The 14,494-nt window shown below is 42.3% G+C and carries 13 protein-coding genes; 4 read left to right on the top strand and 9 right to left on the bottom strand.

All coding sequences use genetic code 11. From position 1 onward, the window contains the following. Positions 1–99: 99 nt before the first annotated feature. Positions 100–540 (top strand): retropepsin-like aspartic protease, encoded by a 441-nt coding sequence (locus tag MJO53_RS09515; protein ID WP_252078913.1) that lies wholly within the window; start codon positions 100–102, stop codon positions 538–540. 67 nt (positions 541–607) lie between these two features. Here MJO53_RS09515 and odhB read toward each other — a convergent pair whose 3' ends face one another. The 5 genes from odhB to MJO53_RS09490 form a co-directional block, all read right to left on the bottom strand. Further along, on the bottom strand, positions 608–1,825 hold the full coding sequence (odhB, locus tag MJO53_RS09510; protein WP_252078912.1) for a 2-oxoglutarate dehydrogenase complex dihydrolipoyllysine-residue succinyltransferase: 1,218 nt from the start codon (positions 1,823–1,825) through the stop codon (positions 608–610). Positions 1,826–1,847: 22 nt separating this feature from the next. Further along, positions 1,848–4,646, bottom strand: a complete 2,799-nt coding sequence (locus tag MJO53_RS09505; protein WP_252078911.1) for a 2-oxoglutarate dehydrogenase E1 component — start codon at positions 4,644–4,646, stop codon at positions 1,848–1,850. Positions 4,647–4,911: 265 nt separating this feature from the next. Next, the gene (locus tag MJO53_RS09500; protein WP_252078910.1) at positions 4,912–5,268 is read right to left on the bottom strand and encodes a hypothetical protein; all 357 of its coding nucleotides are present in this window, start codon (positions 5,266–5,268) and stop codon (positions 4,912–4,914) included. A gap of 39 nt (positions 5,269–5,307) precedes the next feature. Further along, a complete protein-coding gene (gene galE / locus MJO53_RS09495) occupies positions 5,308–6,327 on the bottom strand; it encodes a UDP-glucose 4-epimerase GalE (protein ID WP_252078909.1) in 1,020 nt (339 codons plus the stop codon). 1 nt (position 6,328) lies between these two features. Further along, complete coding sequence (locus MJO53_RS09490) at positions 6,329–7,483, bottom strand: DegT/DnrJ/EryC1/StrS family aminotransferase (RefSeq protein WP_252078908.1); 1,155 nt, start codon at positions 7,481–7,483, stop codon at positions 6,329–6,331. Between the two features lie 90 nt (positions 7,484–7,573). Between MJO53_RS09490 and MJO53_RS09485 the strand changes: the two genes are divergently transcribed. From MJO53_RS09485 to MJO53_RS09475, 3 genes are all read left to right on the top strand, one after another. Then, positions 7,574–8,797 carry a 3-deoxy-D-manno-octulosonic acid transferase gene (locus MJO53_RS09485; protein WP_420485532.1) on the top strand — a complete coding sequence of 408 codons (1,224 nt, stop codon included), beginning with the start codon at positions 7,574–7,576 and terminating at the stop codon, positions 8,795–8,797. 41 nt (positions 8,798–8,838) lie between these two features. Continuing rightward, the gene (locus MJO53_RS09480) at positions 8,839–10,230 is read left to right on the top strand and encodes a sugar porter family MFS transporter (RefSeq protein WP_252078906.1); all 1,392 of its coding nucleotides are present in this window, start codon (positions 8,839–8,841) and stop codon (positions 10,228–10,230) included. Between the two features lie 105 nt (positions 10,231–10,335). Continuing rightward, positions 10,336–10,485, top strand: a complete 150-nt coding sequence (locus MJO53_RS09475; protein ID WP_224835537.1) for a hypothetical protein — start codon at positions 10,336–10,338, stop codon at positions 10,483–10,485. On the opposite strand, the gene MJO53_RS09470 is transcribed toward MJO53_RS09475, so the two are convergent. From MJO53_RS09470 to pckA, 4 genes are all read right to left on the bottom strand, one after another. Continuing rightward, entirely contained in the window at positions 10,482–11,111 is a 630-nt protein-coding gene (locus tag MJO53_RS09470; protein ID WP_252078905.1) for a hypothetical protein, read from the bottom strand. The two genes, MJO53_RS09475 and MJO53_RS09470, sit on opposite strands and share 4 nt — an antisense overlap. Before the next feature lie 44 nt (positions 11,112–11,155). Next, positions 11,156–11,455, bottom strand: coding sequence for an HPF/RaiA family ribosome-associated protein (locus tag MJO53_RS09465; protein WP_224835539.1), 300 nt, complete (start codon positions 11,453–11,455; stop codon positions 11,156–11,158). Between the two features lie 84 nt (positions 11,456–11,539). Next, positions 11,540–12,856: an ATP-dependent 6-phosphofructokinase gene (locus tag MJO53_RS09460; protein ID WP_252078904.1), complete on the bottom strand. Its 1,317-nt coding sequence runs from the start codon at positions 12,854–12,856 to the stop codon at positions 11,540–11,542. A gap of 19 nt (positions 12,857–12,875) precedes the next feature. Next, positions 12,876–14,492, bottom strand: a complete 1,617-nt coding sequence (gene pckA, locus MJO53_RS09455) for a phosphoenolpyruvate carboxykinase (ATP) (RefSeq protein ID WP_252078903.1) — start codon at positions 14,490–14,492, stop codon at positions 12,876–12,878. Positions 14,493–14,494: the final 2 nt, after the last annotated feature.

Raw genomic sequence — 14,494 nt, 5'->3', positions numbered from 1 at the left:
ACAAAAATAGGTTTATCTTAGACGTCCAAAAACTTTGTTTACGATTATATTAAAAGATGTTTTGATCGTTCAAGGTTCAACACTCCCTCATATAATAATATGACATCACTTAAAAAATTCCTGAGATCTAAAGATTATATTAAAATCCCCTTGACATTTACGCAAACCGATCATTTTGAGCTTACGGCCAGCATTAATGGTATTACAGGCAAATTTATTTTGGATACCGGCGCCTCCAACACTTGTGTTGGAATGGATAAAATCGAGTTTTTTGAAATGATTTCGGAAGCTACCGATATTAAGGCAGCGGGAGCCGGGGCCACAGAAATGGAAACTTTGATATCCTCCAGCAACAAAATACAGATCGGAGAGTGGACAAAGAAAAAACAGAAGGTAGTTGTGTTCGATCTTTCACATGTGAACCATGCACTGCTTGCACATAATGCATTGCCCGTAGACGGAATTATCGGTGCGGACATTCTTAAAAAAGGCAAGGCCATAATCGATTACAACAAAAAATGCCTCTACTTAAAAAAGTAAAGGCATTTGCAAGTTCGAGCAATACAAGGCCCTTCGACTATACTCAGGGCACTTGACTCTCTTTATATTATAGTTCCAACGCTTTTTTCACGTTGCCGTCCATCAATAATTCTTCCGGGCTTTCCAACGCTTCTTTTACCGCAACCAAGAAACCAACGGATTCTTTTCCATCGATAATCCTATGGTCGTAAGAAAGTGCTACATACATAACCGGGGCTATGGCAATGGCACCATCCCTAACAATGGCACGTTCCACAATATTGTGCATTCCTAAAATGGCACTCTGCGGAGGATTAATGATCGGGGTAGACAACATGGAACCAAAAACACCTCCATTGGTAATGGTAAAGGTACCTCCTGTCATCTCGTCTACTGTAATCTCCCCTTCCCTTGCTCTTATCGCCAGACGTTTAACTTCGGATTCAACACCACGGAACGTAAGATTTTCTGCATTTCTGATTACCGGAACCATCAACCCTTTTGGCCCCGAAACCGCTATGCTGATATCGCAGAAATCGTAAGAGATCATTTCTTTTCCATCGATCATGGAGTTTACCGCAGGATACATTTGCAATGCACGGATAACGGCCTTGGTAAAGAAAGACATAAACCCAAGACTAACCCCATGTTTCTCCTTGAATTCTTCTTTGTATTGCTTTCGCAGTTCGAAGATTGCCGACATATCCACCTCATTAAAGGTAGTCAACATGGCAGTCTCATTTTTGGCAGCTACCAAACGTTCGGCAACTTTTCTGCGCAACATGGACAACTTGGAACGGCTTTCCCCACGGCTTCCACCTGTTGGCGTACCCATGGAGGCCTTGGCTTTTACCGCATCGTCTTTTGTGATGCGGCCATCTCTTCCACTACCGGAAACAGATGATGGCTCGATTCCTTTTTCGTCCAATATTTTTTTGGCCGCTGGAGAGGGGGTTCCAGAAGCATATGTATCTTTCTTGGGTTCCTCTGCTTTGGCAGCCTCCTTTTTTGGTTCTTCTTTCTTCGGCTCTTCTTTTTTGGTCGATGCCCCTGCGCCTTCTGGTTTTTCCGCACTGGTATCGATAAGGCAAACGACCTCACCTACCGCTACGGCATCGCCTACCTCAGCTTTTAGGGTAATAATTCCGCTCTCCTCTGCAGGAAGCTCCAATGTTGCCTTGTCCGAATCTACCTCGGCTATGGCCTGGTCCTTCTCCACATAGTCTCCATCCTCTACCAACCACTCGGCGATTTCTACCTCTGTAATGGATTCCCCTGGTGAGGGAACTTTCATTTCTAAAACCATTCTATTATAGTTTATACTTGAATTATCTTATTAACATATTGTCCTTACTCTTATCGAACACATAGTCCAATACTTGGGCATGTCGTCTCTTGGAACGAACTGCACTACCTGCTGCCGGCGCACCGTAAAACCTACGTGATGCCACCCTAAATTGTTTGGCCTCGTCCAAATGCATTAACATATGGCTCCAGGCACCCATATTTCTTGGCTCTTCCTGTGCCCAAACAATATCGTCGGCGTTCTTGTACTTTTTGATTATGGCCCGCATTTGCTTCGCCGGCAACGGGAACAATTGTTCCACCCTTACCAAAGCTACATCATCGCGACCAAGTTCCTCTTTTTTCTCCAAAAGATCATAGTAAAATTTACCGGTACAAAATACCAAGCTTTTTACTTTGGCCGCTTTTGCTTCGGCATCATCAATGACCATTTGAAAACTTCCATTGGCCATTTCTTCTTTGGTGGACATTACTTTTGGATGTCTTAGCAAGCTCTTTGGGGTAAATACCACCAAAGGTTTGCGGAAATTGGCTTTCATTTGTCTACGGAACAAGTGGAACAGGTTGGCGGGTGTGGTTACATCCGCCACGAACATGTTGTCCTTGGCACACAATTGCAGGTATCTTTCCATACGGGCAGACGAGTGCTCGGCACCTTGTCCTTCGTAACCGTGCGGTAACAACAGTACCAATCCATTCTGCAACTTCCATTTATCTTCTGCAGAAGACAAATATTGATCAATAATGATTTGGGCCCCGTTACTGAAGTCACCAAACTGGGCTTCCCAAATGGTCAACGTTTTTGGACTTGCCATAGCGTAACCATAATCGAACCCCATCACGGCGTATTCCGATAGCAGCGAATTATAGATATGGAACTTTCCGTTTTGGTTTTCGCCCATCTCGTTCAGCAAGACCACTTCCTCCTCGTGCATTTCTGTTTTGATGACAGCATGCCTATGGGAAAAGGTTCCCCTCTCGACATCTTGACCTGTCATCCTTACATCGTACCCTTCTTCCAGTAATGATCCATAGGCCAATAGTTCGCCCATGGCCCAATCGAGTTTGTTGTCCTCAAAATACATTTTATGACGACCTTCTACCAGTCGAACCAATTTCCTTAGGAACTTTTTATCTTCTGGAAGCTTTGTGATGCTCTGTGCAATCTGATCCATCTTTTTAAGATCATATGTGGTATCCATAGGTTTTAGCATTACCTCTTCGGTAACTTGCTCAAAGCCTTCCCACTCATCTTGCATAAAAGGTGTTATCCTGGTTTTTTCAATTTTACGGGAGTCCAAAAGATCTTCTTCGAGATCGTTTTTATATTTCTCCTCCAAATCCTTCACATAATTCTCATCGATGATACCCTCCGCTATCAATTTGGCAGCATAGATATCTCTAGGATTATCGTGTTTGGAAATGGATTTGTACAATAAGGGCTGGGTAAATTTTGGTTCGTCGCCTTCGTTGTGCCCATATTTTCTGTACCCCAATAAATCCAAGAAAATATCGCGTTTGTAACGCATTCTATACTCTAGGGCAAATGTTGTGGCATGCACTACCGCTTCTGCATCATCGGCATTTACATGCAATACGGGCGACAGGGTCACTTTACCCACATCGGTACAGTAGGTAGAGGACCTTGCATCCAAATAATTGGTGGTAAACCCGATCTGGTTGTTCACTACAATGTGGATGGTACCTCCTGTGGTATAACCGTCCAACCGCGCCATTTGGATTACTTCGTACACGACGCCCTGTCCAGCGAATGCGGCATCTCCGTGAATTAAAATCGGTAATACTTCAGATATATTATCTCCGTGGTCACGGTCTTGTTTTGCCCTTGAGATTCCCTCCACGATGGAGTTAACGGTTTCCAAGTGTGATGGGTTCGGGGCAATGTTCATGTTCACTATTTTCCCTGAATCGGTTTCCCGCGTAGAGGTCCAACCCAAGTGATACTTTACATCGCCATCGAATATGGTTTCTTCGTAGTCCTTACCGTCGAACTCGCTGAAGATATCTTTGGGCGATTTTCCGAAAATGTTGGTCAAAACGTTCAAGCGCCCTCTATGGGCCATGCCTACGACAAACTGTTTTACGCCCTGGTCTGCAGCTTTTTCCACGATTACGTCCAAAGCGGGGATCAAAGATTCTCCACCTTCCAGCGAAAACCGTTTCTGCCCAACATACTTGGTGTGCAAAAAGCTTTCGAAAGAAACTGCCTCGTTGAGTTTTCTAAGTATGTTTTTCTTTTCTTCTGGTGTAAAATTGGGGTGATTGTCGTTCTTGTTCAACCAATCCTGGATCCATTGAATACGTTCAGGGGTTCGGATGTACATATACTCCACACCGATCGCATCGCAATAAATGCTCTCCAAATGGGCAATTATGTTCTTTAGAGACGATGGCCCTATGCCCAAAATTTTTCCGGCATCGAAAACGGTACCCAAGTCTTCCTGTGAAAGTCCAAAATTGGACAATTCCAAAGTTGGCTCATATTTTCTTCTTTCCCTTACCGGGTTTGTTTTGGTAAAAAGATGTCCGCGAGAGCGATAACCATCGATCAAGCGAATAACCTGGAACTCCTTTTGCAAGGTTTCGGGCATCTCGACTTTCCTTCCATTGGCAAGCACGACCATTCCACCTTTTTCGGATTCCACCCCCAAATCTTCGGCGGCGTTTTCCAAACCAAAATCAAATCCTTGAAAAAAAGCCCTCCAACTGGGCTCTACACTATCGGGATTCGTTAGATATCTATCGTATTGCTCCGCAAAAAATGAAGTATGCGCAGCGTTTAAAAAAGAATATTTGTCCATTCCTTATGTTTCTCCAAATATTTATGGAAAATTTTAGTCAAAAATACGGGTTTTAGCATTTATATGCTTGCAATCCATTTAATTTCTTATTCAAATTTACAACTATATTACAGATTGGTCATGATAGCGATAAAAATGAAATTTTTAGAAAGATTTACGTACCGAAACTGAAAATAATATATACTGAACCCTTGGTTAGGTCGGAAAAAATTGCGTCAACTTAAAATTGCACTCTTGTTTCGATGGGATTTACGATTTTTGAAGATCAACTACTGTACTTGGTCTTGTACCAAACCTTTTGCCACTCCCTCTTCAACAATAAAAAAGATACCTCAGCAGAGATATCGACCGCATCGGTTGCATCTATATTCTTGACTTGGTTTTCTGGTATATCCACTACATACAACAAATTGAGATAGTCGGGAAATTTTTCGACGATCAGGTAATATACCTTTTCATGTATGGTACTCTTGAGCTCTTTAGGGGTTATATCCACGGGAATATTGATTGGCACATTGGCCAAATCAAAATCCTTTTTTAGCTGTTGCAACAATTTCGGGTACAGGTCTTCTTTACAAACACCTTCCAGCAACTCTAAACTGTTATTGTATTTAGGGAACATACATGATGTACGTGAAAAATTATGCTTTGGGATTTCCGTTTACCTACTTCTAACGTTTTTTTCCCATTCCCATGCAGATTCCATAGCTTCATCCAGAGTGGATATGGCTTTCCAACCCAAAACTTTATTTGCTTTTGTAGTATCCGCATATGCTTGGACAACATCGCCAGGACGTCTATCCACTATCTTATAATTTAATTTTTGTCCGGAAACTCGTTCAAAGCTCCGGATAACTTCCAAAACCGAACTTCCTTTGCCAGTACCTAAATTAAAAACTTCATAGTTAGCTTCGTTTTTATCCTTTAACAAACGTTGCAATGCAGCTACGTGGGCCTTTGCCAAGTCCACTACATGGATATAATCCCTTATACAGGTTCCGTCTTCCGTAGGATAGTCGTCTCCAAATACAGAAAGTTGTTCTCGCAGCCCCATACCGGTCTGTGTAATAAAAGGTACTAAATTTTGAGGTACTCCTATGGGCAGCTCCCCTATTTTACCGGACGGATGGGCTCCGATCGGGTTAAAGTACCGCAATGCAATAGCTTTTAACTGCGGATTGACCTTACAACTATCTTTAATGATTTCCTCCCCTACCTGTTTTGTATTGCCGTACGGTGATTCGGCTGGTTTTACCGGGGCCGCTTCGGTTATTGGCATTTGGTCTGCCTGACCGTAAACGGTGCACGAGCTGCTAAATATAAAATTGGCACGCTGCTTTTTCTTTAATTCTTGAAGTATGTAGACCAAGACCCCAAGATTGTTCTCGTAATACAACAAGGGTTTTTCCACGCTCTCTCCTACTGCTTTGGATGCTGCAAAATGTATTACACCTGCAACATCCTGATATTTTTGAAAGAAGGATTCCACTTTTGGTTTTTCGCGAAGATCGAATTCTTCAAAAATGGGACGTTTGTCGGTGATGGCCTCAATACCGTCCAAAACATCCAACGATGAATTGGAAAGATTGTCCACAACAACCACTTCAAACCCTTCATTTTGTAATTCCACTACGGTGTGGGAACCAATAAATCCCAAACCACCGGTCACAAGTATTTTCATTTTATGAATTTACGAAGTCAATGACCAATTTGGCAATAAAATCAATTTGCTCATCATCCAGTTCGGTATGCATAGGAAGGGAAATCACCTCGTTCACCAATTGATTGGTTACAGGGAAATCGTTTTCCTTATATCGCTCATCCAGATAGGCTTTTTGCCTATGTAGTGGAACTGGGTAATATACACCACATGGAACGCTGTTATCGTTTAAATGTTGTACCAGACCATCTCGTTTGCCATTGGTTATCCGCAACGTGTACTGATGGAACACATGGCAATCGCATACACTTTTTTGGATTTCACAGCCGCACGAAATTTTTGGAACCACTATGTGTTCCTGTCCTGCGAATGCCTTGGAGTATTTTGCTGCTGCCTCCCAGCGCTTTTGGTTGTAATGATCCAATTTAGGCAGTTTGGCCCTTAAAACTGCCGCCTGTATGGAATCCAGTCTTGAATTTACCCCGACCACATCGTGGTAATACCGTTTGTACATTCCATGGTTCACAATACCTCGAATGATATGTGCCAGTTCATCGTTGTTGGTAAAAATAGCCCCACCGTCGCCATAACAGCCCAAGTTTTTTGAAGGGAAGAAAGAAGTTGCCCCAACATGCCCAATGGTCCCTGCTTTTTGTTTGGAACCATCTTTCGAATAATATGAACCTCCGATTGCTTGCGCATTATCTTCTATTACATACAAATTATGTTTTTGGGCCAACTCCATAATTTCGTCCATATTGGCACATTGACCGAACAAATGCACAGGCACTATGGCTTTGGTTTTTGGAGTTATGGCTTTTTCAATGGCCCCAATATTTATGTTGAAGGTATCCAAATCAACATCTACCAAAACAGGAGTCAATTGCAACAACCCGATTACCTCCACTGTGGCCGCAAAAGTAAAATCCGCGGTAATCACCTCATCGCCTGGCTCTAACCCAAGACCCATCATACATATTTGAAGCGCATCTGTTCCGTTGGCACATGGGATTACGTGCCTAACCCCCAAATACTCTTCCAACTCGCTCTGGAAAGCCTGCACATGGGGTCCGTTTATAAATGCAGAGGATTCCAAGATTTCTGCTATGGCTTCGTTGACCTCGGTCTTTATACCTTCATATTGACCTTTTAGGTCAACCATTTGAATTTTTTTCATCCTACGTAAATTGATATGTCAAAATTAAGAAATTAAGATGCCATAATGCTACCTAAGCGAAAGAATGTATTTTAGCAAAAAATGGTGCCTTTGCGTTTCTTTTACAACATTCTGGTGTATACAACTTGGCTTGTTCTTCAACCGATCGCCCTTTTTAATAAAAAGATCAAATTATTTGTACAGGGCAGAAAAAAGACCTTTTCCATTTTGGAGAAGTGTCTTGACCTTAAAAAAAAATCTATCTGGATGCACGTTGCCTCCCTTGGCGAATTTGAACAAGGGTTGCCGATTTTGGAAAAATTGAGAACAAAATATCCCGAGCACCAAATTGTCCTCACTTTTTTTTCCCCTTCCGGATATGAAATAAAGAAAAATACAACAGTTGCCGATGTGGTTGTTTATTTACCAATGGACACCAATGCCAATGCAAAACGATTCCTGAACCTAATTCATCCAGAATTTGCCATTTTTGTAAAGTATGAAGTATGGCCCAATTACCTGTTCCATTTACACAACAAAAACATTCCTGTTTATTTGATTTCGGCGATCTTTTCCAAACGACAGATCTATTTTAAACCCTACGGTGGGTTTATGCGGAAAAGTTTGGGCAAGTTCGAACACTTTTTTGTGCAGGATGAGAATTCAAAAAAACTATTGACCGCCATTGGCTTTCCAAATTCAACCATTAGTGGTGACACGCGATTGGATCGGGTTTCGGAAATTTTGAAGCGGGACAATCGGCTGGGTTTTATGGATCGCTTTAAGGCGAACGAATTATGCGTAGTGGCCGGTAGCACATGGCCCGAAGATGAGGAAATCCTGATCGAATACATTAACGAGACACAGGGGCAAGTAAAATTTGTGGTTGCACCACACGAAATAAAAAAACCACATGTGGACAAAATCATCTCCGCCCTTACCAAAAAAACTGTGCTTTACTCGGAATTGGGGAATACAGATCTAACGGAGTTCGATGTGCTTATCGTGGACACAATCGGCTTATTGACCAAAATTTACAGCTACGCCAATATTGCCTATGTAGGGGGTGGCTTTGCCACAGGATTGCACAACACCATGGAGCCTGCTGTTTTTGGCGTGCCTATAATAATCGGACCACGATATAAGGGGTTCAAAGAAGCAGAAGATCTTGTTTTTGCAGGAGGCATTGTTCCCATTGTCGACAAAAACAGTTTTTTTAGTTTGATGGATGATCTGATCAACGACCCAAATACCATAAAAAGCATAGGTGCCATCAACTCCGATTACATAAAATCCAACAAGGGCGCCACCGATTTGATTATGGAGCAACTTTAGAATATTTAAATTTTGGTTAGCTTTAGCGAAAGTCATTCTCCATGGACAAGCGTATTTTTAGAATTTCATTGACCGCGGCCCTCGCGGGATTTTTGTTTGGTTTTGATACTGTTGTTATTTCCGGTGCCAACCAACCCATTAAAGAAATCTGGGACACCAATTGGTTCTTGGGAGATTCCATTTTTACCTTCCACGGTATATTTATCATGTCCATGGCGCTTTGGGGAACGGTATTGGGTGCACTTTTTGGAGGGTTGCCCACGGATCTTTTGGGCCGCAAGAAAACCTTGTTCTGGATCGGCGTGCTCTACTTTGTTTCGGCTATTGGCTCTGCATTTGCTCCAGAAGCTTACACTTTTTCGGTTTTTAGGTTTATTGGTGGCATTGGGGTTGGCGCCTCTTCCGTGGCCGCTCCAGTTTACATTTCGGAAATTTCTACTCCCCAGACCAGGGGCAGATTAACGGCCATGTACCAATTTAATATTGTTTTTGGCATTTTGGTCGCTTTTATCTCCAACTATCTGATCGGAATACTCTTTGACGAGAATATTGCCTGGCGCTGGATGTTAGGCATAGAAGGACTTCCTGCCCTTATCTATACCCTTATGGTGTTCAACATACCCAATAGTCCACGATGGCTGTTGCTTAAAAACCGTAGTGATGCCATTGTTAAAGAGTCCATTGTTCTTTTGGGAACAGCCCAGGAAAAGGCAACCGTATATTTGGAAGAGATAAAAATCGCCATATACGAGACCAAGGAAAAAAAGAGCGACAGTTTATTCTCGGGAAAATATAACCGTCCCCTGGTATTGGCTTTTTTGATTGCATTTTTTAATCAACTCTCGGGCATCAATTTTGTTTTGTATTACGCCCCCGAAATATTGGAGCGTGCCGGATTGGCTTCCGGCGAGTCACTCTTTAGTTCCATTTCCATTGGGGTGATCAATTTGATTTTCACTTTTGTGGGTATTTCTTTAATTGATAAACTCGGCAGAAAGCAACTCATGTATATAGGTTCCATCGGCTATATTATAAGTTTGGCCATGGTTGGCTGGTGTTTTTATTCCGGAGCAAGTTCGGTATTGCTGCTTACTTTTATCTTGGTGTTTATTGCTTCCCATGCTGTTGGTCAGGGTGCGGTGGTATGGGTATTTATCTCGGAGATTTTCCCCAATAAGGTCCGTTCCTACGGACAGTCCTGGGGTACGAGTACCCATTGGGTTTTTGCGGCATTGATCACTTTGCTCACCCCTACTTTTTTGGATGCAGAAATAGGTATTTTTAAAGAAAACCCGTGGCCGATCTTTATCTTCTTCGCCTTTATGATGGTCCTGCAATTATTATGGGTAATTTTTATGATGCCGGAAACCAAAGGGATAACGCTGGAAGATTTGGCCAAACTTCTCAGTAAAAAACAAAAAGAGACGGATTGATCGGTTAACAGTATATACTAAAAAGCTGTCCGTTAGTCGAATAGTGCACCAACATCTATAGTAAATGCGCAAATATTTCCGTAAATTGAAGGAAATTACACTATTATGGCAAATGAAATTAGCATAGGGAACAAACTCATGGTGGGCTTTTTGCGAATCATGGTTTTTGTTTTGATCGTGATATTAATATCCATTCCCGTTTTGATTCTTTTGGATATGCTGGGCGTACTGGAAGCAATCGGTCTATCTTCCTAAAAAATTACATCGTGTTCTCCCATTGATTTTGTAACCACTTTTATGTAGGTATCTATGGCTTTGTTGACGTTGGCAGGCTCGGTTACATCCACTTCTCCCCTCCAAATCAACTCTATTTCCTTTCCTACGCAGATACAGTAGAGCGATGTCTCCGAATGATAAATGTTGAATGTCTCGTAATATTCGGGATCATAATATATTTCTTGGTGTTCCAGATAATCATTGGTAAACCTCATGAACATTTTGTCCACATCGTTAATATGCTCTTTAAATGTTCTTCTATTTTCGGTACCCACCACTTTGCTCACCAAAATGGCATCGAATCCTTTGTCCAACAATTGTTGTTCCACCTCTTCCAATTCCTTTTCGGTTCTTTTGACAGATGTAAACTCTACATCAAAAAGATCAATACTGCGCACGGCGTCCACTCCTTTTTCTTTGAGCACCTCCACAAACTTGGTTTCGTACTCCATTCGGGCACTGTCGTCCTGTATCATCCCCACAACGAGCACCTGGTACGCATCAAATAATACTATATCGGGATTTTTCCAGGTCGAGACCAACCTGGTAGAGGAGCATCCCAAAAGGAGCAACATGCTTATGACTACGATTTTTAATTTCATCATATTGGATTTATGGATTAACGCACAGTATTGATCTCTCTGTTAAATTAATGGGTAGAAAACGTAGCTTGTCTTTTCTCAAGTTGCCTTCTTAAATCCTCGATTGTCTTGGACATGGACTTTTCAAAATCATCGGTATCCGATTTGGCAAAAATTCTAGGGCCTGGGGCACTCAGTTCAATTTCACAAATTTTACCCTCTCCGGATTTATCGTTCTCTGTTTTAAAAAGTACGTTGGCCTTGATCAACCAGTTATATTTATTTTCCAAACTCTCTAGTTTTTTCATTAACAATTCGGTCAATGATTCACTAGTCATCATTTTTTGATATTGAACATGTACTTCCATGATTATTGTTTTGATTATATTCAAATCTAGTATTACTATGCATAAAATTTAATGACAATTGTCAGTTTAAGAACCATCAATTTATCACATAGAGAAAGGTTGTCCAGTACTTTGTAGTACGGAAAACCAGAACTCACCTTCCAAGTCTATCTTTTTTCTTTTCTTGGTTACTTCGGATATGGGCACGTAAACATAATTGTTATTTACCCTACTGGCAACAAACTTGGTTTTACCGGCCATTGCGCCATGTACTGCATGGTAGGCCAATCGACTGCAAAAAACGCTATCGCTGGAGTTGGCCGGTGCACACCGAACAATATAACTTGGGTCTATGTATTTTATGGTAACCGGGATTTTATCTTTAAAATACTCTGTAATTTTTTCTTTTAGGAAAACACCGATATCCTCATGCTGTATGTTTCCGGAGGCATCCTTTACAATGGTCTTCTCCGTAAAGAGCTGTTGCCCGGCTCCTTCGGCGACAACAATTACAGCGTGCTTTTTTTTCTGCAAGCGTTTTTCCAAAACTTTGAGGAAACCTCCCTCACCATCGAGTTTAAAATCCATTTCTGGCACCAGTACAAAGTTTACCACGGGCATGGCCAAGGCTGCCGAAGCAGCAATAAAACCACTATCCCTTCCCATTAATTTAATAATGGATATTCCGTTATAGGCCCCGGTTGCTTCGTTGTGGGCATCTCGTAAAATGGGACTGGCCACATCAAAAGCGGTTTCAAAACCAAAAGATTCGTCGATAAGGTCTATATCATTGTCTATGGTCTTGGGAATCCCGACCACGCTTATTTTAGCGTTTCTTTTGGAGATTTCCTCGCCCAGCGCGTTTACACCTTTCAGGGTACCGTCTCCCCCAATGGCAAAGAGCATATCTATTTGGTTGGCCTCCAAGGTGTCCACCATAACGGAAACGTCTTGCCCACCCCTAGATGAACCTAAAAATGTACCCCCAAATTGATGGATGTCCTTAACCTTATCCGGGGTCAATTCCGTGAGCTTATGTCCTTTTTCGGGATTTAGGCCTTCGTACCCATACGGCACGCCCAGAATTTTTTTCACTCCATAAAAATAATGTAGGGCCATAACCAATCCCCGGATCACGTTGTTTATGCCCGGGCACAACCCACCACAGGTTACAATGGCTGCTGTGGCGTTTTCGGCATCGAAAAAAATGTCTTGTCTGGGTCCGGCCTTTTCCAAACAAACCGGCTGCACGCCATCAGTCAAACATTGATTGTAATGTTCCATGGACAGGTCAAAGATCAACCTATTCGATTCGCTTACAAAATTGAATATTTGGTCTCCTTCTACGGTACTAAGTTTTAGGGGCGACCTATATTGGGGCGCCCCTAAATTTTCTATGTTAAATCTATCAGTATTGTCCACTTGTTAAAATTTCATGATCCTATAAATGCTCTCCCAAACTGTGGTGAGAGTCAATCAGTGGCCCTCCATTTAAAATTTCTTCGGATGCCTCACTGGCAAATTTATCGAAATTGATATGGAACGAATGCGCCAATTGTATCGCCTTGCTCACATATGCTCCTTTTTGCAACCAAGTGTTCATTGGATCCAAAATCTCGGTCGGAACCCCTGGACAATACTTGGGCATGTTCAATCCAAAAATTGGATGGGTATCAAACTCCACATCGTCCAATTTACCTTCAAGTATGGCAGAGATCATGGCTCTTGTGTACTTTAATTTTATCCTAGACCCTACCCCGTAAGGTCCACCGCTCCATCCTGTGTTTATCAACCAAACATTTACACCGGCTTCCTTCATTTTATTGCTCAGCATTTCTGCATAAACGGCAGGGTGAAGTGGCATAAACGGCTCTCCAAAACATGCGGAGAACGATGGTACCGGCTCTGTAATACCTGCTTCGGTCCCGGCTACTTTAGCGGTATATCCAGAAATAAAGTGGTATGCAGCCTGACCTGGGGTCAGTTTGGATACCGGAGGCAATACCCCGAACGCATCACAAGTTAAGAAAAAGATATTTGTAGGGTTGGACGCGTAGGATGGTGTTTGGATATTGTCTATATGATCAATAGGATAGCTTACCCTAGTGTTCTGCGTGATGCTGCTATCAAAAAAGTCAACTTCTTTGGTACCCTCTTTAAAGACCACATTTTCCAAAAGTGCCCCAGGGCGGATGGCCCTGTAAATATCCGGCTCTTTTTCTTCGGTAAGGTCGATTACTTTGGCATAGCACCCTCCTTCAAAATTGAAGATTGTATTTTCCTTTGTCCAACCATGCTCATCGTCACCGATCAATTTCCGGTCTGGATCAGCGGACAAGGTGGTTTTTCCCGTTCCGGACAGTCCAAAGAAAATCGCGGTATCCCCACCTTCTCCCACATTAGCGGAACAGTGCATTGGGAGCACTTCTTTTTCGGTCGGAAGAATAAGGTTCAGTGCAGAGAATATCCCTTTTTTCATTTCGCCCGTATACGCGGAACCGGCCACCAAGGCAATTTTTCTGGTAAAGTTCAAAATGGAGAAGTTTCCACTGATGACCCCAAAGTCTTTAGGGTTTGAAGCTTCATAACCTGGGGCGCAAAGTACCAACCATTCCTCCTCAAAATTATCCAATTCACTTTCGTCCAGCCTTAAGAACATATTTTTAATGAAGTAGTTGGACCACGGATATTCCGTTACCGTTCTTACATTCATTTTATATTTTGGATCGGCACAAACGGCTGCATCCCGCACATAAACTTCTTTTCCTTCGAGATAATTGGTCACCTCATCGTATAACTTGTCGAAATTTTCCGGAGAAATAGGCTTGTTGATCCGTCCCCACCAAATTTTGTCCTTGGTATAATCGTCCTTAACCAAAAAACGATCTTTGGGCGAACGACCGGTAAACTTGCCAGTATTTACACAGAGAGTTCCATTATCGGTCTCTACTCCCATGTTTTTTTCTACTGTGATCTTCTGTAAAGTTTCGGCGTCGAGGTTCCATTGTGCCCGGACGTTTTTTAATCCATACTTACTTAGGTCTTTTGTTGTGCTCATAT

Source organism: Flagellimonas marinaquae, assembly GCF_023716465.1.
Taxonomy (GTDB): Bacteria; Bacteroidota; Bacteroidia; order Flavobacteriales; family Flavobacteriaceae; genus Flagellimonas; species Flagellimonas alginolytica.
Note: the sequence above shows the minus strand (reverse complement) of the source record. Positions and strands in the feature narration are given on the sequence as shown.

Coding starts and splice junctions, on each gene's coding strand:
- odhB (WP_252078912.1), bottom strand. CDS start 1,825: ATGGTTTTAGAAATGAAAGTTCCCTCACCAGGGGAATCCATTACAGAG.
- MJO53_RS09490 (WP_252078908.1), bottom strand. CDS start 7,483: ATGAAAAAAATTCAAATGGTTGACCTAAAAGGTCAATATGAAGGTATA.
- MJO53_RS09515 (WP_252078913.1), top strand. CDS start 100: ATGACATCACTTAAAAAATTCCTGAGATCTAAAGATTATATTAAAATC.
- MJO53_RS09465 (WP_224835539.1), bottom strand. CDS start 11,455: ATGGAAGTACATGTTCAATATCAAAAAATGATGACTAGTGAATCATTG.
- MJO53_RS09505 (WP_252078911.1), bottom strand. CDS start 4,646: ATGGACAAATATTCTTTTTTAAACGCTGCGCATACTTCATTTTTTGCG.
- MJO53_RS09470 (WP_252078905.1), bottom strand. CDS start 11,111: ATGATGAAATTAAAAATCGTAGTCATAAGCATGTTGCTCCTTTTGGGA.
- galE (WP_252078909.1), bottom strand. CDS start 6,327: ATGAAAATACTTGTGACCGGTGGTTTGGGATTTATTGGTTCCCACACC.
- MJO53_RS09500 (WP_252078910.1), bottom strand. CDS start 5,268: ATGTTCCCTAAATACAATAACAGTTTAGAGTTGCTGGAAGGTGTTTGT.
- pckA (WP_252078903.1), bottom strand. CDS start 14,492: ATGAGCACAACAAAAGACCTAAGTAAGTATGGATTAAAAAACGTCCGG.
- MJO53_RS09475 (WP_224835537.1), top strand. CDS start 10,336: ATGGCAAATGAAATTAGCATAGGGAACAAACTCATGGTGGGCTTTTTG.
- MJO53_RS09480 (WP_252078906.1), top strand. CDS start 8,839: ATGGACAAGCGTATTTTTAGAATTTCATTGACCGCGGCCCTCGCGGGA.